This is a genomic window from Metallosphaera cuprina Ar-4 (genome assembly GCF_000204925.1).
GTDB lineage: Archaea > Thermoproteota > Thermoprotei_A > Sulfolobales > Sulfolobaceae > Metallosphaera > Metallosphaera cuprina.
On the sequence record NC_015435.1, the window covers coordinates 167,939 to 192,170 of the forward strand.

20 protein-coding genes and 1 pseudogene are annotated in these 24,232 nt (G+C 40.6%); 8 read left to right on the forward strand and 13 right to left on the reverse strand.

Annotation, left to right across the window (positions count from 1 at the left end; genetic code table 11):
• The first annotated feature begins 20 nt into the window (after window positions 1–20).
• Complete coding sequence (locus MCUP_RS00980) at window positions 21–914, forward strand: NAD(P)/FAD-dependent oxidoreductase (protein ID WP_013736800.1); 894 nt, start codon at window positions 21–23, stop codon at window positions 912–914.
• Between the two features lie 202 nt (window positions 915–1,116).
• Here the strand turns inward: MCUP_RS00980 and MCUP_RS00985 are convergent.
• Together MCUP_RS00985 and cimA are read right to left on the reverse strand one after the other, a co-directional pair.
• A pseudogene (locus MCUP_RS00985) lies at window positions 1,117–2,021 on the reverse strand (4-hydroxybenzoate octaprenyltransferase).
• A gap of 2 nt (window positions 2,022–2,023) precedes the next feature.
• The gene (gene cimA / locus MCUP_RS00990) at window positions 2,024–3,595 is read right to left on the reverse strand and encodes a citramalate synthase (RefSeq protein ID WP_013736803.1); all 1,572 of its coding nucleotides are present in this window, start codon (window positions 3,593–3,595) and stop codon (window positions 2,024–2,026) included.
• A 64-nt stretch (window positions 3,596–3,659) separates the two neighbouring features.
• On the opposite strand from cimA, the gene MCUP_RS00995 reads away from it, so the two are divergent.
• A complete protein-coding gene (locus MCUP_RS00995) occupies window positions 3,660–4,160 on the forward strand; it encodes a hypothetical protein (protein ID WP_013736804.1) in 501 nt (166 codons plus the stop codon).
• Here the strand turns inward: MCUP_RS00995 and MCUP_RS01000 are convergent.
• The 4 genes from MCUP_RS01000 to MCUP_RS01015 are packed head-to-tail and all read right to left on the reverse strand — an operon-like array spanning window position 4,129 to window position 7,213.
• Window positions 4,129–4,950: an ABC transporter substrate-binding protein gene (locus tag MCUP_RS01000; protein ID WP_013736805.1), complete on the reverse strand. Its 822-nt coding sequence runs from the start codon at window positions 4,948–4,950 to the stop codon at window positions 4,129–4,131. The two genes, MCUP_RS00995 and MCUP_RS01000, sit on opposite strands and share 32 nt — an antisense overlap.
• Window positions 4,947–5,591, reverse strand: coding sequence for an SAM-dependent methyltransferase (locus MCUP_RS01005; protein ID WP_013736806.1), 645 nt, complete (start codon window positions 5,589–5,591; stop codon window positions 4,947–4,949). The genes MCUP_RS01000 and MCUP_RS01005 overlap by 4 nt, the downstream gene beginning before the upstream one ends.
• On the reverse strand, window positions 5,588–6,505 hold the full coding sequence (locus tag MCUP_RS01010; protein ID WP_013736807.1) for a cobalamin biosynthesis protein: 918 nt from the start codon (window positions 6,503–6,505) through the stop codon (window positions 5,588–5,590). Before MCUP_RS01010 ends, MCUP_RS01005 begins: the two co-directional genes overlap by 4 nt.
• A gap of 36 nt (window positions 6,506–6,541) precedes the next feature.
• Window positions 6,542–7,213, reverse strand: coding sequence for an A24 family peptidase C-terminal domain-containing protein (locus tag MCUP_RS01015; RefSeq protein ID WP_013736808.1), 672 nt, complete (start codon window positions 7,211–7,213; stop codon window positions 6,542–6,544).
• Between the two features lie 178 nt (window positions 7,214–7,391).
• Between MCUP_RS01015 and MCUP_RS01020 the strand changes: the two genes are divergently transcribed.
• From MCUP_RS01020 to MCUP_RS01030, 3 genes are read left to right on the forward strand one after another with little or no spacing between them, the layout of a single operon-like run.
• On the forward strand, window positions 7,392–10,838 hold the full coding sequence (locus tag MCUP_RS01020; RefSeq protein WP_237698005.1) for a cobaltochelatase subunit CobN: 3,447 nt from the start codon (window positions 7,392–7,394) through the stop codon (window positions 10,836–10,838).
• A complete protein-coding gene (locus MCUP_RS01025) occupies window positions 10,835–12,658 on the forward strand; it encodes a VWA domain-containing protein (protein WP_013736810.1) in 1,824 nt (607 codons plus the stop codon). Before MCUP_RS01020 ends, MCUP_RS01025 begins: the two co-directional genes overlap by 4 nt.
• 47 nt (window positions 12,659–12,705) lie before the next feature.
• Entirely contained in the window at window positions 12,706–13,842 is a 1,137-nt protein-coding gene (locus MCUP_RS01030; RefSeq protein WP_013736811.1) for an acyl-CoA dehydrogenase family protein, read from the forward strand.
• Here MCUP_RS01030 and MCUP_RS01035 read toward each other — a convergent pair.
• Complete coding sequence (locus tag MCUP_RS01035; protein ID WP_048057681.1) at window positions 13,828–15,042, reverse strand: ArsB/NhaD family transporter; 1,215 nt, start codon at window positions 15,040–15,042, stop codon at window positions 13,828–13,830. The genes MCUP_RS01030 and MCUP_RS01035 overlap by 15 nt on opposite strands.
• A 55-nt stretch (window positions 15,043–15,097) precedes the next feature.
• Here MCUP_RS01035 and MCUP_RS01040 point away from each other — a divergent pair, with 55 nt between their 5' ends.
• The gene (locus MCUP_RS01040; RefSeq protein ID WP_048057363.1) at window positions 15,098–16,210 is read left to right on the forward strand and encodes an MFS transporter; all 1,113 of its coding nucleotides are present in this window, start codon (window positions 15,098–15,100) and stop codon (window positions 16,208–16,210) included.
• Here the strand turns inward: MCUP_RS01040 and MCUP_RS01045 are convergent.
• From MCUP_RS01045 to MCUP_RS01065, 5 genes are read right to left on the reverse strand one after another with little or no spacing between them, the layout of a single operon-like run.
• Window positions 16,187–17,125 carry an acyl-CoA thioesterase gene (locus tag MCUP_RS01045; RefSeq protein WP_048057364.1) on the reverse strand — a complete coding sequence of 313 codons (939 nt, stop codon included), beginning with the start codon at window positions 17,123–17,125 and terminating at the stop codon, window positions 16,187–16,189. The two genes, MCUP_RS01040 and MCUP_RS01045, sit on opposite strands and share 24 nt — an antisense overlap.
• On the reverse strand, window positions 17,082–17,501 hold the full coding sequence (locus tag MCUP_RS01050) for a hypothetical protein (RefSeq protein ID WP_013736815.1): 420 nt from the start codon (window positions 17,499–17,501) through the stop codon (window positions 17,082–17,084). The genes MCUP_RS01045 and MCUP_RS01050 overlap by 44 nt, the downstream gene beginning before the upstream one ends.
• Before the next feature lie 9 nt (window positions 17,502–17,510).
• A complete protein-coding gene (locus tag MCUP_RS01055) occupies window positions 17,511–19,310 on the reverse strand; it encodes an ATP-binding protein (RefSeq protein ID WP_013736816.1) in 1,800 nt (599 codons plus the stop codon).
• Window positions 19,307–20,389 (reverse strand): DNA double-strand break repair nuclease NurA, encoded by a 1,083-nt coding sequence (locus MCUP_RS01060; protein ID WP_237698006.1) that lies wholly within the window; start codon window positions 20,387–20,389, stop codon window positions 19,307–19,309. The genes MCUP_RS01055 and MCUP_RS01060 overlap by 4 nt, the downstream gene beginning before the upstream one ends.
• Window positions 20,390–20,439: 50 nt before the next feature.
• Window positions 20,440–21,744, reverse strand: a complete 1,305-nt coding sequence (locus MCUP_RS01065) for an FAD-dependent oxidoreductase (RefSeq protein WP_013736818.1) — start codon at window positions 21,742–21,744, stop codon at window positions 20,440–20,442.
• 51 nt (window positions 21,745–21,795) lie between these two features.
• Between MCUP_RS01065 and MCUP_RS01070 the strand changes: the two genes are divergently transcribed.
• Both MCUP_RS01070 and cysS read left to right on the forward strand, forming a co-directional pair.
• Window positions 21,796–22,233, forward strand: a complete 438-nt coding sequence (locus MCUP_RS01070; protein ID WP_013736819.1) for a hypothetical protein — start codon at window positions 21,796–21,798, stop codon at window positions 22,231–22,233.
• A 169-nt stretch (window positions 22,234–22,402) separates the two neighbouring features.
• Window positions 22,403–23,803 (forward strand): cysteine--tRNA ligase, encoded by a 1,401-nt coding sequence (gene cysS / locus MCUP_RS01075; RefSeq protein ID WP_013736820.1) that lies wholly within the window; start codon window positions 22,403–22,405, stop codon window positions 23,801–23,803.
• On the opposite strand, the gene MCUP_RS01080 is transcribed toward cysS, so the two are convergent.
• Window positions 23,784–24,209: an NUDIX hydrolase gene (locus MCUP_RS01080; RefSeq protein WP_048057366.1), complete on the reverse strand. Its 426-nt coding sequence runs from the start codon at window positions 24,207–24,209 to the stop codon at window positions 23,784–23,786. The genes cysS and MCUP_RS01080 overlap by 20 nt on opposite strands.
• Window positions 24,210–24,232 lie beyond the last annotated feature (23 nt).

Here is a 24,232-nt window from a genome sequence, read left to right on the forward strand (position 1 = left end):
GGTGAAACTATTAAGCCTGTATGAAAGAGAGATATGTAGATACGCTTATCATTGGTAGTGGATACGCTGGAGTTAACGCATACTACACCCTAAAGAGAAGAGGTTTGATAATTTCTAAGAATAAAAACTTTATATTTTGGACAGCCAAACTAAGAAATATAGTTAGCCGTAACTTAAAGTTTGCAGCTCCTCTACCTTTCGTAGAGGAGAGGACAGTTATTGACCTGGATCTTCAATCCAAAATTATTCAAACCGAACAAGAGAAGATTTACGCTAACAACCTGATTATAGCTCCTGGATGTGAAAGACAAAACTATGATAAGGTGATTAAAGAAGCGATGTCCAGATCAACTATTTCTTTAGGAACAGTGAGTCATTTTGACGAATATCTCTTACTTCAACTAGGTTTTTACTTAAGAAGACTGGGGAAAGACGTGAAGGTTAACACTAGTTATCTTAGCTGGTTAGGAAGTGACGTAGAAAATCAGGTTAGACAACTAGTGAGCCGAGCAGGGCTTGGTTACACTGAGAAACCTGAGTTAATAATTGACGAGTGTACTTCTGTTCATCCTTTTACCTTTTATACGCCTTCAAGGTTCTTAGAACTCTACAAGAACGTGTATGTGGCAGGAGACATAATAAAAGGCTGGCCTAAACTCGGGGAGCTGGCTATGAGAACCGGCATCTACGTTGGGGGAAGAATATTGAATAAAAGAATGGAGGAGTTCAAACCTACATTCATCTTCATTCTGGATGGAGGCTTTGGAGAAGGTCTTCACATAAGGTCGACTAAACCGTGGGGCGGTGACTACGTTTCTGTAAAGAGATCTAGGATAAGACCCCTGTTAAAACGGTTTATAGAGAGATATTATGTGCTCAGAAGGGGTAAAATGGGATTTCTAATCAATCTTTGAGACACCCAGGGACCTCGGGGGGTGTCTGGGGGAATAAGTCCTCCTAAACTTCAGAGGCCCCTGAGAGTCATAATATAAAAATGGTATAGGGGTTAATTTATTTAGCGTGTTACTTCACTAAGCTTTCACATCGCTATCCTTACCAAATAGAAAATAAAAGTATATTTGGTAGTTTATTGGATCAAGTTTTATTTTGTTTCGTCTAAGTGAAAGGTATGCCAAGTAATATATCTAAGTCAATTCCAAGACCTAAAACTACCGAAGAGTAAATGTTATAGTAGAATGCCTTACCGAAGTTGTTTGTTGAAGCCAGATAGAAAGCGTATAGCATTATTAAGCCATGTAGCACCGTTGATGCGTAGGATATAGGACCTAGATTATACATAAAATCTGCCGTAAAATCAATAATTACAGATACTAGTTGATTAAACCGGCGAAAGCCAGAGCTTTATTTCCCAAAAGTACGGCGAAGCTGTGTAAACCCATCTTTTTGTCGAAATCTCTATCTGGGATATGATTATAGAGATCAAAACCTACAGCCCACAAAATAGTAGCGATGACGAAGAGCCAAGGTACAGATCTGACAACTTGAAACAGAGAATCTGCGTTTACTCCTATGCTAGCAACAGCACCACTAAATACAGCCAAGCCTTGTACTGTAGCTATTTGATAGTTGGCAAAGGCTGTGAATCTCTTCATATAAGGATAGGTCATAGTAACTATGGCAGGAATAGGTGAAAGTAGGAAGGCCCATCTATTAACTAAAAAGGCTGAGATGAAAAAGCCTATAAGTCCGATAGCTATCAAGACTTTTGCCTCCTTTACAGTAATCGCCCCTGTTACTAACGGTCTAGTTCTGGTTCTAGGGTTCTTGGAATCTATTTCACGATCAGCAAGGTTATCGTTAGTCATGCCAGCTATCCTCAAGAAGAGAAGAGCAAAAAATATCAACAAAAGAACGTTTATAGATGGTATTCCCCTTATCGCTATAAAGGCTCCTAAATAAGCCATAGGTAGACTAAAGAAAGTCTGTTCCATCCTTAAGAACTTAAGATATATGTATAACTTGCTTTGACTCGCTGTTGCTCCGCCAGGATCCCAAGACACAATTAGTCTTTTAGAAACAGAGGCTTTAATTTCTTATTAAGTTGTAGATAGTAGTCAAACCCATCTGTTAGCGCCATAACAGACGCCTCAATTACGCTTGTTGAAACGCCTTCTGTCCTCCAAGTTCTATCACCGTCATTAAATTCTATCGTGACTCTGACAACGCTCTCAGTATTTTTGACCTCACCTGGTAAAATCACACGATAGTCTGTAAGCTTTACCTTCTCCAGCTCCGGGAAATCCTTCACAAGGCATCTCCTTAGCGCTAGATCGGCTGCATTAATTGGCCCTGCTCCCTCAGCAACTTCAACCCTTGAGTTTACCTTTATTACAGCTAGAGCTAGCTTGTCCTCGTTAATAACTTTCCAATACTTCAGATCGAAGAACTTTTCATAGAGGCCCAATTCCTTCAAGACAATGAGTAACGCGGACTCAGGTGCTAAATCGAAACTATAGCCCCGAGCTTCCAATTCCTTGATGATGGATAAGGCCCTCTTTAATTTCTCTTCCTTCTTCTCTATTTTAATACCTATTTTTTCAAGATAATTAATTAAATTCGATGTTCCGGATAGCTCAGATATTATAACTTTTCTCTGGTTTCCTATCAGTGTCGGATCTATATGTTCATATGCCTTAGTGTTTTTCATCACTGCGTCAGCATGAACTCCGGCCTTATGTGCAAACGCATTCTCCCCTACATAGGGCTGGAAAGGATTAGGGTGTAGCCCGGCTAGCTCGTAGACCACAGATGATACAGTCCTTAACTTCTTTAAACTTTCATTTTCCTTTAAGACCTTATAACCCATCTTTATTGCGAGATTAGGAATTATCTGTATGAGGTCAGCGTTACCTGTCCTCTCTCCTATTCCGTTTATTGTACCCTGAACGTGTGTTGCACCGCTAACAACCCCAACTAATGAGTTCGCTACTGCGGTTCCTGAGTCGTTATGCATGTGGACCCCTAGCTTGACTCGAGTTCTTTCGGCTACGTATTTTGTTATCTCCATTACCTCATGAGGGAGAGTCCCACCATTGGTATCTGCTAAGGCTACAACTTTAGCCCCAGCCTCGCCGGCAACGTTAACAACCTTAAGGGCGTAGTCGGGATCCTCCTTAAATCCTTGATAGAAGTGTTCGGCATCGAAAATCACCTCCAAACCGTGATCTTTGAGGAACTCTATACTATCAGCTATTATCATTAAGTTATCCTCTAATGTCGTCTTGAGAACCTCCTTCACATGAAGAGTCCAACTCTTCCCGAAAAGTACTGCGGAGTTAACGTCTGATTCAAGGATCGACAAGAGGTTTTGATCTTTCTCTGGTCTTACATCCTTTTTCCTTGTGCTTGCAAAGGCTGCAATTTTAGAATTTTTGAGACTATAATTCTTTATCTCCCTGAAAAACTCGTAGTCTTTGGGATTGGACCCAGGCCAGCCAGCCTCTATATAGTCTACACCTAGATCGTCTAGTAGAAGAGCTATTCTTATTTTCTCTCTTAATGTAAAAGATATAGAGGCGGCTTGGGCTCCATCCCTTAGCGTTGTATCAAGAATTTCTATGGATTTCTTGACCACCGGTCATGTGTAGAGAATGAATGGAGTAATTATTTAAACTTGTCTGTATCTTCCATCTTCTATAATGAAATATAGTCTTATTATAGCAGGTTCAGTGCTTCTTGTTGTTGGGCTCCTTCTTTACATCAGCATTCCCCTCTATTATCCTGGATACGGCACGATAAACGACGTTTTCAAAGCTAATCGTGGTGCAACTTCTCTAGGACCTAATGAGAGCGAAATTATAAAGAACATTAGTGCGCAAAGAGGGGACGCTATTTTGTTCTTAGTGTTGACGGGTAACGTTAACGTCTCTTTATTAAATTCCTCTAAGATGCCTATAATAAATCAGCAAAGAGATATTTCGGTAGCTCTAAACCAGTCAACATATTACATACAGTTAATAAATACTGGAAACACTTCTGTTAATGTCACCTATACTTATGGTATATTTAACGCAGAATCTATAAGTAATTTTTACTATGGGTTAGGCATTTTTGAAACCTTTCTAGAGATTCTGATCTTAATAGGTGGAGCAATGATATTGTGGGCCGCTATTTCCTGGATCTTAACCAAGAGGAAATGACGTTATTAATCCACGGCATCACTTCCGTAATGAAGCTAGGCCCTTGATGTGCTAGGAAGTCCCCCCTAGTCATGAACACTGGTAAGTTCTTCAATTTGTGAAGCCCTCTACGCTCCAGGGACTCCATGAAACGAGTAAGTTCATCAGGTCTTTCCCTTTTAGGTTCATAGATTATGAAATCAGGCTCTCTTTGTAGCAACGCATCAATTTTCGGCTCTACGTAAGCGTCCACCGTGCCATCAAATAGGTTCATCCCTCCAGCTAGCCAAATTCCGTCACTTATGTGAGATGGGAAGCCAGGAGTTATAGGCCCACCAAGATCTAGCTCGACATAAATTATCGGTCTATAATTAAAACGAGGTAATTGGTTAATTTTGTTTAACAATTCTAAATAAAGAGATCTGGACTTCTCGAACTCACCTATGGCGTTTCCAAGGATTAAGACATTGTTGAGGATAGCTGACACTGAGGTAGAGACTCTAAGAGGATAAACCGGATAGCCCCGTTTAGCTAACTCTTCTCCCAAATACTTCTGAGCACCTAGTGTAGTGAAGATAATGTCCGGGTTTAACGCTTCAAGCAAATCATATTTAACGTGAGTGTAGCTTCCTAGCTTAACTTTCCTTTTCGCCCCTTCCGGTCTGTAACTAAACGCGTCTGTACCTACTACCTTGTCTTCCAGACCAAGCAAGAAGAGGGTTTCGGTAGCTGCTGGGTCAAGGCTTACAATCCTTTTCGGTGGATACTCTATTTCTATCGACTCGTTCAGAACGTCATTAAAAATCTTCATTTTACCACCGGTCTGAGCATCAGTAGCGAATTCATGTTAACTATTGTTATGTCCAGGTCCTGAACTTTACCTGAAATCACTGACTGGTTGCTTTTCATCGCATTTGATATAATGTAAAATGTCCATCCATTAGCACTTTCCTTGACAATCTTTTCGATGGTCAATGCGTCAGCCCTCCTCTTAACAGGGTTTAAGTTATAGATCCCTATGTTGAATTTCCCATTTATTGCAGAATTTAATCTTGATAATATCTCAGGCAAAGGTGAAGAATAAGTGCTAGCGTTGATCACTGCAAAATTATCTAAGGGAACTTTAAGGATACTAGCCGCAAGGCTGATTGCGGTGATACCAGGAATAATTTCATCAGCTCTGTCCGCAAGTCTGGAACCCATACCAAATACCATTGGATCTCCAGAGCTAATGATTACGGTATTTCTCTCCTTCATCGATAAGGCCTGCCTTATTCTTAACTCAATCTGATCTACGTCAGTTTCTATCACTTTGGTATTAGGACCGATAAAGTTCTCTATTTGCCTAATGTAACCTCTATATCCTATTATCACCTCAGCCTTTCTAATTTCCCGAACCGCCCTAAGAGTCAGCGTATCTCCTCCGGCTCCGATCCCAACGACTTTTATCATTTAACTCCCAAGCATGAAACTACTCCATATGCTCTTTTAGCTCTTTTAAGAATGACTTTGGCACCAAGGGCATCTAAAGAAGGCTCGCACACCCCTTCGATGCCAAATCTCTCCTTAGCTACTCGAGATGGAGTGGATTGGCTTCTTCCCTTAAGTTGATCCATGGGAACGTAAATAACTGACGCTCCTAGAATATTACCTAGTTTTTTTACTCGTTCGTCTCCTAACTTTATCTCTGGGACAGCTATGAAATCTATCCTTCTTTCGAAGATATGTATAGACTTTGCAGTGTTTACTACTGAGAAATAGAGAACCTCAAACGGAACACCGCTTGAGTATCCTAGTCCCAAAACTAAATGCCTAGGCTCAAGGGTAGGTTTATCATTTACTCTCTCTCCTAATATAAGGTCAGCCTCCTCTTCTTTGTTAGTTAGCTCAAATCCTTCCATTAGCCTTATATCAAGTTTTTCTGAAAGGAATAGCTTCAGTTTACCATTATTAACTAGCTTGACGTTTACTTTATCAGCGTCTTTTGGGTCGATGTCCATACCATTAACCCATGCGAACTCCTCCACGCTATATAAGCCAAGTTGTGACGTTCTAGAAGTTAATATTAGCTGAGCTCCCATAAGGTCTGCTATAATACCCCCAATTATCGATCCACCCCTGTGTTCCTTTAGTACAGGTATCACATAATTGCCATCATCCGTTACGCTTATTACAACCGGGTCATTCACCTTATCTCTAATCAGCCCAGCTATCTTCCTTACCGTAATTCCTAAAGGATAAAAGAAAATCATGACCTCTGGTCTTTCTCTCACTATGAAGAATCCAAGTTCGTCTAAACTGTTCGCTAAGGACTTGGCTAACTGATTACTTCCACTGGAGATTATTTGAATCCTGGATACATACAACTCACTAAAAAGATCCGGTAAGTCATTTATTAACTATCATGAAAAAGGTAAACCTATCACAAGGCTTATTATGTATCCCGCTAGAAGAAACGGCAAGACAGGAACACCCCATGCAACCCAGATATACTTATCAAGTGAGACTTTCCTCTCGTTAACTAGCCTTTTGTATACTTCTCTCCAATAAGAATCATCCTCTTCAACAGAGAAACCCATCCTTAATATTTCGTTACCGTTATCATCGATCTCAGTTAACGGGAAAAGAAACTTTGAATTGATAAATTGACCAACCCTTATTCTCCTGGCTGAGAAAGCTAGGATAAGTCTGGTGTGGAACTTCAGACCCTTGGTATGCCTGAAATTGGAAACTAAATTAATGATGCCTGACATGATTATGAAAAGGGAGGAATAAAAAACAATAACCAACGGTTCGATGCCTAGTTCTGAAAGTCTAGCAAAGAACAATGGATGGACCACCGCATTTGAAATACTGACTATTAGTACAGCAAATAAATCGGCGCCTCCCATAAAAGATAGCTTATAAAATGCAAAAAATACAATAATTACAGTAAAAAGAGAGTAAATATAAATTAATAAATTAATCATTTTTATATCAAAATAGAGAAATATCATCAACGGTGAGTAAAATAGCCATAGTTTAGGATCTACTTCCCTATACTTTATATCGAGAATAGAAGTATGTATCAACATAAAAGTTGTAATCGCAACCTGTACAGCGTAAATTAACTGAAACACGGCAGGAAACCCTCTTCATCCTTTCCCCTAATAGGGAGTCTGGGGCCAGATACCCACAGTGACCATTTTGTACAAACAATATATAAAGGTTTGGCATCTTATATGGATAGGCTAGCCAGATATGAACAATGAGATGAAGTTAGCTGTTCTAATAGGTTGGAACGGCTCTGTGATAAGGACGTTCCTAGAGTCAGCTAAAAAGTTAGGAGTAGATCTTCGCATAAAATATCCTAGGCTTGATCCTATAGATCAAGATTTCATCTCTTTCTTAGAGAGTGCAGATGCTATCTTCATTCATCACTTTTCAAGTGAGCAACTGTATCAAGAGATAATAGAAAAAATTTCATCTATACTAGAAAAAAAGGAACTAGTTGTAGTGATTGATCCTGCCCTTAGCAAGTACAATAAGGTATCGCAAGAGGTTCTGAAAACTGCATCAGCTTATTACTCTTACGGTGGAGAGTACAACATTAGATCTCTTATTTTATATCTTTTAAGTCTAAATCACAAGGAAATCAATGCTCCACCGCCTTTGCCTCTTCCTTTCACTGGGATTTACCACCCTTCTCTAAAGGAGCCTGTAACTGACGTAAAACAGTACTTATCCTTAATTAACGATACGAAGAATAGAGTTGGTATTCTCTTTTACAGAACTGCGTGGGTTGATAGAGATCTCCAAATAATAGACTCAATAATCAAGAGATTGGAGGAAAGGGGTATCACTCCAATACCTGTCTTCGTTCAAGGATTTGGGAACAAAGAGAAGGGAATAGAGGGAAACGATGAGGTTATAGAGAAATATTTTATGAAAGAAGGGAAACCCATAGTGAACGCTGTAATTAGTCTCCTTTCGTTCTCACTTATCAAAAACTGGGACACAACAGTCCTATTGAAGCTAAAGACACCTATATTTCAAGGATTAATAGATTATTACAAAACCGAAGAAGAGTGGATTTCATCAGATGGGCTAGATCCTATAGGTACTATGATGAGCGTCATGATGCCAGAAATGAACGGCGTTATTGAACCTATTATCGTTGGAGCCATAAAGAGGGTAAAGTCTGGAGGAGCAACGTATAGGCAACTCCATCCTATAGAGTCTCAAATTAACTATCTAGTAAATAGAGTTGAAAACTGGATAAAACTTAGGAATAAACCTAACTCCCAGAAGAGAGTGGCGATAATCCTCCACAGTGCGTCGGCGTACAAGGACTTAGAGGCCAACATTGGGACGGCGACAGGACTTGATACTTTACAGACTACAGTTGAAATATTAGATCTACTCAAGAAATTCGGATATACTGTAGAAAACGTACCTGAAAATGGGGAGGTATTGGTAAAGCAAATAATCTCGAAAAAGGCCTTCCCAGAAACTAGGTGGAACTCACTTGAAGATATTATTCAAGCTGGGGCAGTGGGTTATATCAAATTTAATCAATATTTAGAGTTTTTTGAGAAGCTTCCGGATTCGGCCAAGAACAAAGTGATTAAAACTTGGGGGATCCCGATAAGGGGAAGAAGAGACTATATGTTTGATGGAGAGAAATTTATCATACCCGGACTCATTTTTGGAAATGTTTACGTTGGAGTTCAACCTAAGCGGGTTACATGGCAGGACGAAGACAACGCAATAAGGTTGGTACATAACTCGGATTTGCCTGTTCCTCACTTTTGGCTAGCGTTCTATAGGTGGATAGTTAAGGATTTCGGTGCAGACGTAATAATCCATGTTGGGACCCACGGAACTCTCGAATTTACTCCTGGGAAAGGCGTTGGGTTATCCAATGCCTGTTTTCCTCAAATCTCAATTGGAGAAGTTCCACATCTTTACATCTATTCTATGAATGTACCAGGCGAGGGGATAACAGCTAAACGACGAAGCTACGCTGTTCTAATAGATCATCTTTCCCCTCCAACCCTTTTTGACGAGATCCCTGAAGAGGCGAGAAAACTAGAGGACATGATAGATGAATATGAGGAGGCAGAGAGTGCAGGGAACGAAGTGAGGAAGAAACTTGTACTTAACAAAATTCAAGAAACAAGCGAAAAGATAGGTTTGTCTATAGATTTCACCGATCCAGATAAGGCTACCCATGAGTTGGAGCACAGGCTTAACATATTTAAAGACTCCACTATCTCTAAAGGGCTTCACGTGTTAGGTGATCTTCCTTCTGAGGAGGACCTTGCTGAATACGTGATAGCCTCGACAAGGTTTGAGGAAGATTCAATCGTAAAGAAGTATGGTAAATCTAAGGCTAAAGAGTTAATAATTGACGCTATTTATGGAATGTCTAAGCTGCCAGAGAAGGAAAACTACGTACTCACTAAGATCCTGGAATCGATTCAGATGGAGAAGGAAAGCTTACTTAATGCTTTAAACGGAGAGTTTGTAGAACCAGGTCCTTCAGGGTCTATAACCAGGGGAAGATACGACGTTTTACCAACGGGTAGGAATTTCTATGCTGTGGACGTATGGAAGATTCCAACTCAGTCAGCTTGGCAAGTAGGGTCGTTATTAGCTGAGAAACTGATTGACAATTATTACAAAAAGAACAAAAGATATCCTAAAGCTATAGGCTTCATTCTGTGGTCTACTGACGTATTTAGATCTGATGGAGAACTGATTGCACAAATCCTTAGAACAGTTGGAGTTACCCCTGTTTGGAACCCAGTCACTAAGAAAGTGCAAGGAATTAAGCCGATACCCCTTGACGAATTACAGAGACCTAGAATAGATGTAGTTATAAATGTAAGCGGAATTGTAAGGGATAACCTCATGAATGTAGTAGAGCTTTTGGACGAGGCGGTTACCACGGTTATGTCCCTTAATGAGCCTGAAACGTTAAACTACGTTAAGCAAAACTTCTTACCCCATCACGTTTTTGCTGCTAAACCAGGAACTTATGGTTCTGGAGTTAGTCATGCGGTTGAATCCGGATTATGGGATAAAGAGTCAGATCTAGCTGACGTTTACGTAGATTGGGTAGGTTACGCTTACGGCAAGAATAAAAACGGCATTAGAGCAGTGGACTCTCTTAGGAAGGCAGTGGCGAACTTAGACGTAATAGTTCATAAGAGGGAAATAGATGAAATAGACATCCTCGATGACAGTTGCAACTACAGCTACGTGGGCGGTTTATACCTAGTCTGTAAAAAAGTAGGTAGGAACCCTGATCTTATGTACGAAGACACTTCCAATCCGACCAGACCTCAATTAAGGATATTTAAGGAGGAGGTAGAGAGAGTTAGTGTAGGGAAGCTGCTGAATAAGACTTGGCTTGATTCTCAGATGAGGTTTGGGTACAGGGGAGCGACTGAGATCTTGAAGAAAGTGGAGCATCTATATGGTTGGGCTGCCACAACACGTCTAGTAAATGATCAGATCTTCAATAACGTAGCTCAAAAAATTGTTTTGGATCAAACGATGAGGAAGTGGTTTTCTGAAGTGAACCCTTACGCTCTGGAAGAGATAACTAGGAGACTAATTGAGGCCAGAAACAGGGGGATTTGGAAGCCATCTAAAGAGATCGAAGAGAAGCTTATGGAAACGTATTCTCAAATAGAGGGAGAGCTTGAATGAGAAGGACATTCCCGTTTAGTGCGATAGTTGGCCAGGAGAAGTTGAAGAGAGCCTTATTGATAGTGGCAGTGGACTCTACGATAGCAGGGGTTCTGATAAAAGGACCTAAAGGCGTAGCTAAGTCAACTGCTGTTAGAGCTTTAGCAAACCTGTTACCTGAAATAGAGGTTGTAGCAGATTGTCCGTTCTCGTGCGATCCGGATAATAAGGAGAAGATGTGTTCTTCGTGTAGATCTCGCATCGAATCCGGTGAGAAGCTCCCTAGACTAAAGAGAAAAAAGAAGATCGTTGACCTACCAGTAAGTGCAACACTGGACAGAGTGGTTGGAACGTTAGACATAAAGAAAATCCTGAAGGAAGGAGAAAGGGGCCTAGAACCTGGACTGTTAGCTCAGGCAAACAGAGGCATATTGTATATCGATGAAGTTAACCTTCTCCCGGACGACGTAGTTAACGCTATTTTGGACGCGGCCTCATCTAAGTATAATGTAGTAGAGAGAGAAGGGGTGTCTATAGTGCATCCGGCCGACTTCATATTAATCGGCACAATGAATCCAGAAGAGGGCGAGCTCAGACCTCAACTGTTAGATAGGTTCGCGATATCCGTAGAGGCTGAGGCGCCAAAAACCCCTGAGGAATTGATAGAAATATCAAATAGAGTAGAAGAGTTCGAGAGAACTCAAGAGAAGTTCCTTAAGGCTTACGAAGAGGAGGAAGAGAAGTTAAAGAAGAAAATTTATGACGCAACTCTAATTCTTCCGAGAGTAACCATTTCTGAAGCGCATTTAAAATATATTGCAGATACAATACTAACTTTCTCCGCTAGTACAAGGGCTATGATATATGCGGTGAAAGTAGCCAAGGCCTTAGCCTCACTAGATGGGAGAGTAGAGGTAAATGAAAGAGACGTTAAGGACGCGCTTGAGCTTGTGTTAAGTCATAGAGTGCCGAACTTTGATAGGTCTAGTTTGCCTAATGTGAGTAAGAATGAAAGATCAGATACTAGTGAGAGCCCAACTTTCCAGGGCAACACTCAATGGAAAGAAGAATTATCGAACAGGGTTTCTAAGGAGCGAGATGAAACCGAACCCAATCACAGTGAGATAAGTATTCCAAAAAGTAAGGTAAAGGGAACAGGATTCGGGAAGGGAGGCCTATTTGATTCAATACTGGGAAAATATCGGGGAGAAGGCTTACATCTAGATTTGTACGCATCTTTAATTAACATGGCCCTCCATAAAAGATCATGGTTAGAGCCGCAGGATCTATCAATAAAGGGCGTGGAGAGCACTGGAGCCTTACCTATACTATTACTCTTGGATTCCAGCAAGTCTATGGAATTCTCTAAGAGAATTAGCTTAGCTAAGTCCATCCTTAAAGGTCTTCTGATAAAAGCCTATCAAATAAGAAGTAAAGTGGGTTTAGTAACTTTTTCTGGGTTCTCCTCCGAGTATGTGGTTCCAATAACAAAGAACTTTAAAAAAGTAGAGAGCTCAATAGAGGCTGTAAGGCCGAGTGGCAAGACTCCAATTTCTAGCGCGCTCGCTTTAGCCATTCAAATAATCAATAGGGAGACGAGATCCAGGAGAGGAGTATTACCAATAGTTTTCCTAATCTCAGACGGTAAGGCGAACGTAGGATTACGTAACAATATAGCTAATGAGCTTTCAGAATTATCGTCTAAGCTAGGGAAGATATCCAAGGTCATAGTTATAGACACTAGTATGCCTCATCAGCCTTCGTTCAATAATCTAATTAGTAGTAAAGCTAATGGTATTCTTATAAGAGCTAATAATTTTATAACTGATTTGCACATTTGAACTAGGTAAAGTTTAATACTGTTTATACTCTTCAATGTTTGGGAGTCATGTTCGAATTAACAAAAGAACAACAGGAATATAAAGAGAAAGTTAGAGATTACGTCCAGAAGACTGTTAGAGAATATTCAAAATTAATGGACGAGAAGAACGAGGGAGGAGAGAAGATAGTCAGAGATTTCGGCGAGATGGGACTTCTAGGAATGAAGATTCACCCTAATTACGGAGGTCTTGGACTAGGGGAAATAGCCTTTGCAATAGCCACTGAAGAGCTTGGAGCCGAAAGTGGTGGTGCGTCTCATAGTCTCCACACTCAACTTAATGCTCTTCAGCTGTTAGTCTCGATTGGTGGCGATTCTGCAAAACAATGGATAGAGGAAGGAGTTAAAGGGAAGGAAATCTACGCGGTAGCACTTACAGAACCTGGTGCAGGATCAGATCTTGGGGCTCTGCAGACCACAGCCAGGCAGGAAGGAAACGAGCTAGTTATTTCAGGTGAGAAGATATTCACTAGCGCTGCGTCTTTCTCCTCAAAGATGCTTGTGTTAGCTAGGACGAGCGGTAATCCTGGAGACAGACAGGGAATATCGCTCCTCTTGGTTGATAGCAAAACTCCAGGTATCGAAATACATAAACTTGATTTGATGGGCATCAGAGGAGCTGGCGTCTCATATGTTAAGTTTAACAACGCCCGAGTACCTAAGGACTCTATAGTAGGCAAAGAAGGCGATGCTTTTAGAGGCGCTATAAAGGCACTTATGGTCAGTAGGAACGGTTACGCTGGGATCGCCGTGGGAATAGCTAGAGGAGCAGTTGAGGACGCTGTGAACAGAGCTGCCTCGAGGAAACAGTTCGGCAAATCCTTACTTGAGCAAGAGTGGATATCGTTTAACCTCGCTGACGCGTTGGTAAAAGTTGAGGCATCGAGATTACTGACAATGAGGGCTGCCGCCATGCTAGATAAGGGCATTGAGGCTCTTACTGAAGCCAGTATGGCAAAGTATATGGCTGCAATTACCGCAGCTGAAGTAAGCAGGACCGCTCTTCACATATTTGGTGGCCATGGTCTTAATAGAGGATCAAAGGTAGAGAGGCTTTATAGGGACGCGAAAATAATGGAAATAGCAGAAGGAACTAACGAGATGCAATTGATAGCGGTATCGAGAGCACTACTACCTAAGAAATAGGTAATATACCACAAGGTTTATAACAAGTATTGGAATAGAATTTTTTATAAATTCAATAAAGTTGAAACCCTTTCCTCCCCTGCTTTCTGATGATTCTGAAATGATGACATTACTAGCAGCACCTATTAAAGTAAGATTCCCAGCTATGGTGCTTCCAGCTGCTAATGCGATCCAATCAATAGGACTCGTAGCACCATAAGATATCATATAAGGAATGTAGATTGCCACTAAAGGGACGTTACTAAGTAACTGGCTCATGAATATGCTAACTAAGAATATTGAGAGGATAGACGATGGAGGAGGGAGGTAATGAAATAAATAGGCCAAAACCCCTCCCTTTACCATGCCTTCAGTAAATACGAACAGGCCGATAAAAAAGAGTATTGTAGTCCAATCTACTCTCTTTATTATATCTCTCCTTCTTTTTGAAACTAAAACCAGTATAGAAGACGTAATGAGAGATCCTAATAATATGTCTATCTTTAAAATACTAAATACGAAGAAGAGCACGATCGTAACCGCTAGAAGGAAAAGGGACAAGTAAGCGGTAAACCTATCCTCTATTTTCTCGACAGAAATATCAGGGCTATCTACCGCTTCTAGATCTTTTTTAAATAATGTAACTAAAATGGGATAAGTTAGTAGTAAGTTAATTATAGTAGGAATGGCTAGCGTGGATACGAAAACTATGAAAGGGTCTACTATTCCAGTATTCAAAGCAATCAGTAAATTTTGGGGGTTACCTGTAGGTAACATAACGCTTCCGATGGTTACTCCGTAAGCTAAGGAGTAAAGGAAAGGTTTCTCGTTTATTCTAAATCTCCTACTGCTCTCTAAGATAACAGGGGTCCAGCTTGCGGAAATACCATCATTAGTTACGAAGTTAGCTAATATACCTGAGAAGATTAAGATACCGAAAAGTGTCCTCTTCGGCGTCTTGAATTTATTTACTATATAAAATCCCAAAAATCTAAGGAATCCAGACAGTTCTAAAGCAGACGCGAAAGTAAATAGGGTTATCAAGAAGAGTACTACATCCAGATTTATCGAGGCCAAAGCTTGATCAGGTGATATAACCCCAGTAGCTATCATTAAGACTCCTCCAAAAAACATTGACGCCCAAGGAGGTATTCCTGTTATACCTCTTGATGCTATTAGGGCATAAGTCAGGATCGCAATTGCTAAGGCTAGGATGTACATAGTATAGGACTTGGGAATTCCTTTTAAAGGATATTCGCTTCCTATACTACATTGCATGAGAAGGTTCATATCGCAACCTTTACTAGTCGCTGGGATAACATATATCGGTATATGGTATCCGGTAACTCTTTACTCGACTACGAATTCGATCTTCTTATTAGGTTTAGCCACAACGCTCTATAACTTAGCTAATGCAGCTGGATCCTACTTATGGGGCATCATTCTCGACAGATCTGAAAGAAGATTAGAGTTTGGTGTAATGCTACCTATCGCTCTTACGCTATCATCGTTTTTACTGGGTAGAGGCTTTTATGAAGGTCTAATAGCTTATGGACTGATCGGCTTCATATCAGCCATGAACTCACCCTTGTACTCCCTCATACTTTTAGAGAACTATAGTTTTGAGCGAGTCCCTAAGATGAATTCAATATTGTCTCAGTTCACCTTAGTGGGAAATATAGTGGGTAGTATATCTGCAGTATTTGAGAGTTCATGGTTATTTCCTTTTATACTCTGCTTTCTCTCAGTTCCAGTCAGCTTCGTATCATTGTTAGGAACGAGAGGGAAGATAAATGTTGATAAGATAACAAGGTTGAAAAGCCTTAGGGGACTATTGGGTGCATTAAGTTCGTTTGCCGCTTTCAACTTCGGAGCGGAACTGTTTTTCACTACTTTCGTTCCATTGAACTATATCTCTGGGAACCCTAGATATCTAATTTACGTGAGTTATACCATCCTTTACGTCTTAGACGAAGGAGTTTATTACCTGGCGAGTAAATTAACATCAGGAAAGGAATCTTTCTTCATGTACTTATCAATTATGGGAAGAGCCTTAGTTGTACTATCCGTCTCCATAATTTTACGGACGGGCACTAGATTGGGACAATCCACTGTCTCTATGTTCGTTTTATTCGGGTCGTTTTATCCTCTTTACGGAAATTCCTTCTTCTCGTTCATGTTCAAGAACATACGTAAGAATAGAGGTGCGATAATAGGCGTGTTTAATGCCGTTGAAGATATGGCTAACATAGCGGGGAGCAGTACTGTGAGCTTTCTAGGAAACAATATCAATTTGGATTATTTAGTGGCCTTTTACAGTTTCGCGTTCTCCGCTTTATCCCTATACAGCTTTATATCAAAGAAGTTACCTGCTTCTTCTGCTGAGTGACTCCTCCCATAACCTCTTCTCATGAGGTGTTTCAGGGACGTACTTAGGCACCTCTTTTTTATTCCCATAAGGATCTACTCTTACGTAAGTGAAGTAAGCCGTTGTAACGTGCTTACACTCGTTATTACCTATGTCAATCTTATTCACGTTAATTAGTAAGTCCATAGAAGTCCTACCTACAAAAGTTATGCCTGCGTTCATCTCCACGATATCCCCTAGCCTTATCGGAGCGTAAAAGAAGATATCAGAGACGGCCACAGTAACTACTCCATCTTGGTTAGGTCTGTAATTTTCAATCCCGTTATATCTGAGTGCCAAAGCTCCCCCTAAATCGTCCATCGCCTTTAATAGATTACCTGCAGACACTACTCTTCCATCGTAGGTCAGAGTGGGACCTACAAAAATGGTATTACTAAGGTGATGTCTAAGGAATTTCGTCTCATCTTCTGAGCAAGTAATTTCGTTCCTTTTTATTTTCTCTAGCCTGGCTTTCCTCCTGGATAGAGCGAGGTCAATAGCCTTTCGTTCCTCATCGTTCTCTGGCTCTATTTTTAGGCTAATTGGAGATGGCTTAAAGTTGTTATCAACCTTTACGTAAGTCCCGCTTGCTGTAACTATCTCCTCCGTTCCTTTTAACGCTCTCATCTCCACCTCCATGGAGGTATTACCTATGTAAAGGACCCTCGCGTCTATCTCAACAATGTCACCAAGACTGGCACCCTTTTTGAAAAGCACCTGATCTAATGAAGCTAGCACGGCCAATCCGTGACCGACTTTCATTGAAGCTAACATGCCGGCGTCAGCTAAGAACTTGAGCATATCTCCCCCATGAAGTCTTCCCATAAAATTTGTTTGTTGATAGTGAACAAGATTAATTGTTCTTACTACCGTATCCCTTATCTTTAACAATGTTATCTACCTCATCAGCAAGAGCCTTATATCTAGCGTTCCTCTTCGCTTGAGACCTAAAAACGTCCCTAACTTGCGTTATGATAGACCCTAAGTCAGTAATAGCTTTCTTAGCCAGATCATCAGGTAACTGCTCCATGGATATCCTTTTTTCGGAAGACGAAAGGTAAGGAAGGTATTCGTCTAAAGAGGTCGTAATAATGGCCAATCCTTTCCTATCTAACACGTACTCGTGAGCGCCCTTTTTACCTATGCTAATTGATATGTCGTCTGAAGGAGGTAAGATCCTGCATATTTCATTTAATACTTTTATTAAGTTTTCTTTCGTACCGTTTAGCCCTAGTTCTGAAAGGGCTATCTTAAGGGAGTTGAGTTCGCTCATTGTTACACCTTATGTTCTTGATAAGTCATAGTGACCTAGAGGAGGAGGTACTGGAACCCTCAATTTCAATTTCCCTTGCTTCAACCATGGCGAGATCATATACGCTACTCCATTTCTCTCCCAGCTTAATATTTTTCCTTCAGATCTTGATATGCCTAAACTCTCGGAGATATCCAGAGACGTCCTGAAGACGAACTTCGTATTTGCGAGTTGTACTATTATGTCGCTTAAATCTGAGGGATTATGAGTGGAGAACATGAACCCTATCCTTCTCCTCCTGCCCAACCTCATCATAATTGAAATTTTGCTTGCCACTCTCCTTAGGTAGTTACTGTCTTCCTCTCCTCCTCTGTTTGAGGGAAAGAACCTATGTGCCTCATCTATTACTAGGAGCTGTTTGTTATTTATCTCGCCGTTTCTCATCTTTATTTCTCTTATCTGAAAAATCCGATCTAATAGGTGATAGACGAGAATTTTCTGAGAGAAATCGTCTAAGTCCTGATTATATAAGTCTATGACAATGAATTTAGATTTCAATATATCTTTAAAAGAGGTTCTAGGAGCTCTAATGTCAAATAATCCTGTTTCCTTCAGTAAGTAAAGCCCCCTTAATATATTTTCTCTAGTGCTCTTATGTACCTGTAACTTTTCAAAATTTTCCTCACTTAAGCTATCTATGAATTCGTCTAAGCTATCTATATCTTTAGTATTTGACGAAAAGATTTTTAAGAAATGCGAAGCTTGTTCACTGAAATAAGGATTTAGTTTATGAATTGCTCTCCTGTTCTCCTTGAAGCTAATATAGAACGGGTTTACGTTAGCCCTAGATTTCCAGTTCCCAGATTGGAGTTCTATTGTCCTCCCTTCAATACTAACCTCCACCTTTACGTCCTGTCTCTTAAGATAATTTATCAATGGGTCTAGGTAAAGTTTAAAGTACGCCTTTGTTATGTCTTCCTCCGTTCTCTCTTTGGCAAACTTGTTAAGCCATTTTACGGTCAATGGGAACAGAATATCCATCTCGATTCCGTTTATCGGTCCGATAAGTTTAGAGAACTCCTCAACTCCTTTTTTTACTTGACTTGATGTTATATCTGGAGGTAGAAAGGAATGATAGTAATCTCCGGTCGCATCAAACACTAGAATTTGCTCATCGTCGGTTGCTGTGAGTAAAGAGGCAATGATGTCTTTCACAAACGACGTCTTACCAGCTCCTGTAGTTCCTATTATAAGTGCGTGGAAGTTAAGCTCATCAGGGGGAATGCTTACTTTAGCCTCCGAATTGGAGATGTCTAGGAATCCCAGTTTAAGTTTCCCGCGGTTTATGCCCATTGACCTTTCTATCATCTCAGGGAACGGTATGATTACCGGAGATTGAGGTTCGGGTATTATGTCGGCAGGCACTGGTTCGCCCCTTCCTAATGGATCCAGTCTTGTTAACATTTCACATTTTAGGATCACGTTTCCAATTAACGTGCCTGGATCTTCATTATCAGCTAATTTTGGGGTTAAGTCTGACGCATTGAACAAAGATGAGGTTATATCGCTTCTTTCATATCCAGTAACTTGTAGGAGAATGAATTGTAGAGTCCTGATATCTACAGCACCTAGAAGTATCCCCATTCTTCCCAAATACTCGTTATTATAATACGTTTCTGCATCAACGACAACGTTGACGTTGAGGTTCTCCTGGTCAATCTTATTAGGCATGAACTTCGAAACTCTTCCTATCATTTTCCCCAGGCTAACTGCCAAAGTTCGAGCTCTAGCCGATCTCTCCTTTACACCGTTATACAGTTCGTCTATCAAGATCTCATTCCTTCTAGTCTGCTGTAAAACGCTGACTGGATCCCATCCCTTATAAGCTCTTGTATTAGAAGGTTGAAAGTTGCCTCAGACATCTCCTTAGCCGACTTGTCAGCCAGCGCCAACGGTATAGGTATACCATCTGCTGACATGGGAATTGAGAGCAGTTCCTCAGGCTTTACGCTATCTTGGGTATATTCTGCTCTTAGAATTGAGAATTTTTTTGTGAAAGGATGGAAAGGAATTACAAGGTAACTTGAGGTTATCTCAACGTCTTCTATCTGTCTAGAAACCGGTCCTATAATTAATGGTTTGAATGGCGGTTTAAAATTTTTCTCAATTAGATGTATTATAAACGCCTCATCGTTTGAGAAGCTTATAGGATCTATTTTATACTTTATCATAAAATAATTTCTCATTTTTCCTTCCTTTAGAGCATTTAGAAGCGTGGTTGAAGTGTTTACCCTCTTGACTATACCCACAAAGTTATTTCCTATGATCTTCTTTCTTCTGTCTATCAAATGTCGTACGACAGATTTATCTAAATAGATAAACCTAGGGATTAAGGGACCGTCAACCAGAACCAAGGGACTGTTCCTAAATTTACTCAAGCAAGCCGTCTCCAAAGAGAATCTCAATTCCATCTCAAGTCTAGACAGGTCTACCTGAAAAGATCCTTCGTTCATCGGTAGTTTTGTAATGAGTGGGTGAAGTAGAAAGTCCTCTATTCTTCCTGTAGAAGCGTATGGCGTAGCTAATGCTATAAAGGGTTCGTTAAGTTCTAAGCTCATTTCCTCGTTAAATGAAGGAAACATCCCTTTAATTCCCTTTGTGCTTGAAAAGGCTGAGACTGAGCTTAGCGAAACTATTCCTTGAGAGAAAACGTGACTCCTACTGCTCCCATCAATAGCTACCATCTCCTTTTCTATTTGTGGGATCTCGTTTACAGTTCTAATCAACTCAGTCTCATCTTGAACGTGTTCAATTTCTAAAGGTAGTTCTAAGGAAGGTGGGTTTTCCAGATGGAAAATAATATATCTACTCACAAGGTAATTCAGTAATCTTGTGAGCCCACCTTCCATTACCATATTACGATATTAACAAATGTAGAATATTTAAACATAATGTACTCTTAAGCTTTCAGTAATTGCCTAACTGCGACAGTAAGAGGATCCCAGACCTGCGATATCGCTGGTAAGTAACCCAATTCCGCGAAGAACATCTCCTCGATAGTGGTTCTCTTTGATATAGCGATGGACACAGCGTCTAGTCTCCCTAGCACCTCCTCACCTCCAATTATTTGACCTCCAATGATTCTCCGTTGAGTTTCGTCCGCTATTAGTTTAACATAAATGTCTTTAGCTCCTGGATAGTATCTAGCCCTGCTTTTAGCCTTGATAGTAGCTGATATTGGTCTTAACCCGCTTTTAATTGCCTCACTCTCGTTTAGTCCAACTTTACCAATGAACATGTCTTTATACTTAGTGATCATGTTGCCAACAGTTCCAGGAAATAGAGTTTCCTTCCCTCCTATATTGCTCCCAGCGACGAATCCCATCTTGTTGGCGACCGGTGCGAAAGGCATCCACACTTCTCCCCCTGATACTATATGTTTAGTTTCAGCAATGTCTCCAGCTGCATATACATGGGATATAGAGGTCTGCATTGTCGGCTTAGTCTTTATAGCTCCAGTTTTTCCTATCTCCAGTTGGTTTTGAAACAAGGCGACGTTAGGAAACACACCTAGAGCCAAAACAACTCCGTCCACATCGTATTTCCCTTTGTCTGTAACTATGGTGCCCTCATTGATCTCCTCTACCTCTTCATTTAAATGAAGTTCAACGTCCTGTTTTATCATATTCGTAACAATTTCACCCATATCCTGGTCTAGCATCTTGTTCAGAACTTGATTCCCTCTATGTATTAGGAGCACTTTCTTACCTATTGTAGTTAACGCCTCCGCCACTTCTACACCTAATATACCACCACCTATGATGGCTATCCTGTTCATAGACCAGAGCTCTTTTCTAATATGCTGAGCCTGTGCTGGATGATGTATGTAAAAAACTCTTTCCCAGTTTACATTAGGAATTCTCTTAGGCTTAGCCCCCATAGAAATTACCAGCCAGTCGTATTCTAGGAGCTTTCCAGAATCTAGCTTCACTTCCCTTCGGCTCAGATCCACGTCTTTTACTGCGGTGTTGATCATCACTTCTATTTTTCTCTCCGTCTCGAAGAATGAGGGAGTATAAGTCATGAATAGACTTTCGTTGTCGAATAGTCCTTCGATATAGTATGGTATGCCACATGGTGCATGACTGACCATTTTCGTCTCTTCAATAACCGTTATTTTTAAGTCAGGCCTGATTCTCCTAGCCCTTGACGCAGCACTCATTCCGGCTGCACCGCCTCCCAACACTACGAGAGTCTCAACCATAATTACTTGAACTAAGTCAAGCCTTTTATCTATAGATGTATAACTAATTGCATGAAGTCTTTAGAAAGGATGAAGGAAGTTTCGAACCAGTTAGATTCGATGAGCTATACAGGATTGAGTGTAGCCGAGCAGGGAATGATGTCTTTCCTTAAGGTTCAGCTAAGAAGGATTCTAGAGTCTGCCCAGAGACTTCAAGCTAACTTAGATCAGAAATCTTGGGAAGAAGTATTAGTTAATTTCATGGCTACGGTTCAGAGGGCTAACCTACTGTACGCTTACTTAATGCAACCGAGCGTACTCAGCACTGTTATGTCAGGAAAAGTGTGGGAAGTATCAGAGACGGTGTTAGAGGCAATCTTTGATCTTATGGCCGAGTCCATTTCCATTATGAGAAGAAGTCTAAAGGAGATGAATATCGACTCGTTAACTCTATCGTTAAACTCCTCCCCTCCCTCTTTCAATATATCGGTGGCAATGAAAGGGACTTAAAGTCTTAATGCATTATGTTTTTCCTCTACACGTTAGAGCATTTCTTAATCTGACCTCTCCTGGCTTTTTGAAACTGTTTTTATACACAATCCTGCTAAAGGCCACCCCTTATTAACGTCAAGCTTAAAACTGTATATTATTTTGACACTCGATTTTAGAGTGATATATAATGCTAAGGGTATTCAATACGCTAGGCAGGAGAATCGACAGCTTCATCCCTAACGAACCACATTCGGTGAGGATGTACGTATGCGGTCCAACAGTTTACGACGAGGTGCACATAGGTCACGGAAGGACATTCGTCTCTTTTGACGCAATTAGCAGGTATCTTAGATTGAAGGGTTTCAACGTCATAAGGGTTCAGAACATAACCGACATAGATGATAAAATCATCAACAAGGCTAAGTCTGTCGGGAAGTCCTGGAACGAAGTTTCAGAATACTATACAAAGAGTTACCTTGAAATGATTAATTTACTGAAAGTTAAGATAGATATTCATCCGAAAGTTTCATCTCATATCAAAGAGATAATTGATTTTGTGCAGGGATTAATAGATAGAGGTCACGCTTATGTAGCAAACGGGAGCGTTTACTTTGACGTTGACACCTACCCGAAATACGGTGAACTGTCTAACATAAGAAAGGAAGAGTGGGATCAAGGAGAAGAAATAGTCAAGGAGAAGAAAAACCCTTACGACTTCGCACTTTGGAAGGCATATAAACCTGGAGAACCTTTTTGGGATTCGCCCTGGGGAAAGGGAAGACCAGGATGGCATATAGAGTGTTCAACTATGTCAACGAGATACCTGGGAACTAAGATAGATATTCACGGTGGGGGGATAGATCTCGTTTTTCCTCATCATGAAAACGAGAGAGCTCAAACCGAGTCTATAACAAACGACACCTGGGTGAAATATTGGATGCACGTTGCCTTCCTTACAATAAAGAAGGAAAAGATGTCTAAGTCTAAAGGTAACATAATCCCGCTGAAGGAAGCTATCGCAAAATACGGCCCTTCAACCCTGAGGTATTGGTTTCTCTCATCTCATTATAGGAATCCAATAGAGTATAGCGACGATGTACTTGAGCAAAGTGCCAAATCCCTCCAAAGATTAAAAGATGCCGTATCCATTCTTAGGAAGATTATCCTAGAAGGACCACAACATTACGCTAAAGAGTCCGAAATCAAGACCCAAGCGGAAATCTTTGGTGCAATATTGAACTTTGACAACGCAATGGAAGACGACTTTAATACAGCTAATGCTTTGACAGCTATTCATGAGTTAGCATCAATTGTATTTACAAAACTTCAGTACAGCCAAGACGTTTTAGGTGCAATAATGGCGCTAGACGGATTTAGAAAGTTCAATGATGTGTTTGCGGTAATGGATGAGGAGTTTTCCAGCGAGATGGACAGGATTTCATCCATAATAAACTCTGTAATAGAAATAAGGAATTATCTTAGAGAGAGGCAAATGTATGAGCTTTCTGACAAAATAAGGGAGTCTCTGATGAAGGCTGGTATAAAGGTATTAGACTCAAAAGAAGGTTCTACCTGGAGATTTCAGTGATAGTGTATGGCATTCTCTCCCCTTTCCAGAATCTATCTAGCATCTCTAATGTAGTGGAGCTCAAATCTAATTTCATAACTTCATCTCTGGAGAAGAACCTGGCATCGGCGGCATCAGAGGAGGCTCTGATCGTTCCTTCTTTGATTTGACAAATAAAGTCAAGGATTACATAATGATAACCTTCTCTTACAACCTCGATTATACCCATGATAGTTCTAGGCTCTACTACTAAACCCGTTTCCTCCCGGGTTTCTCGTATTACGGCATCGCGTAATGTTTCACCATATTCTACTTTGCCACCTGGAATGGCCCACTTATCCTGGTTAGGTGGATGAGATCTCTTAACCAAAAGAACAGTCTCTCCATTGAAGATAACAGAACCTACGGCAACTAAGGGTCTCTCCATAACTTTAGGTTAGGATAAAAGTT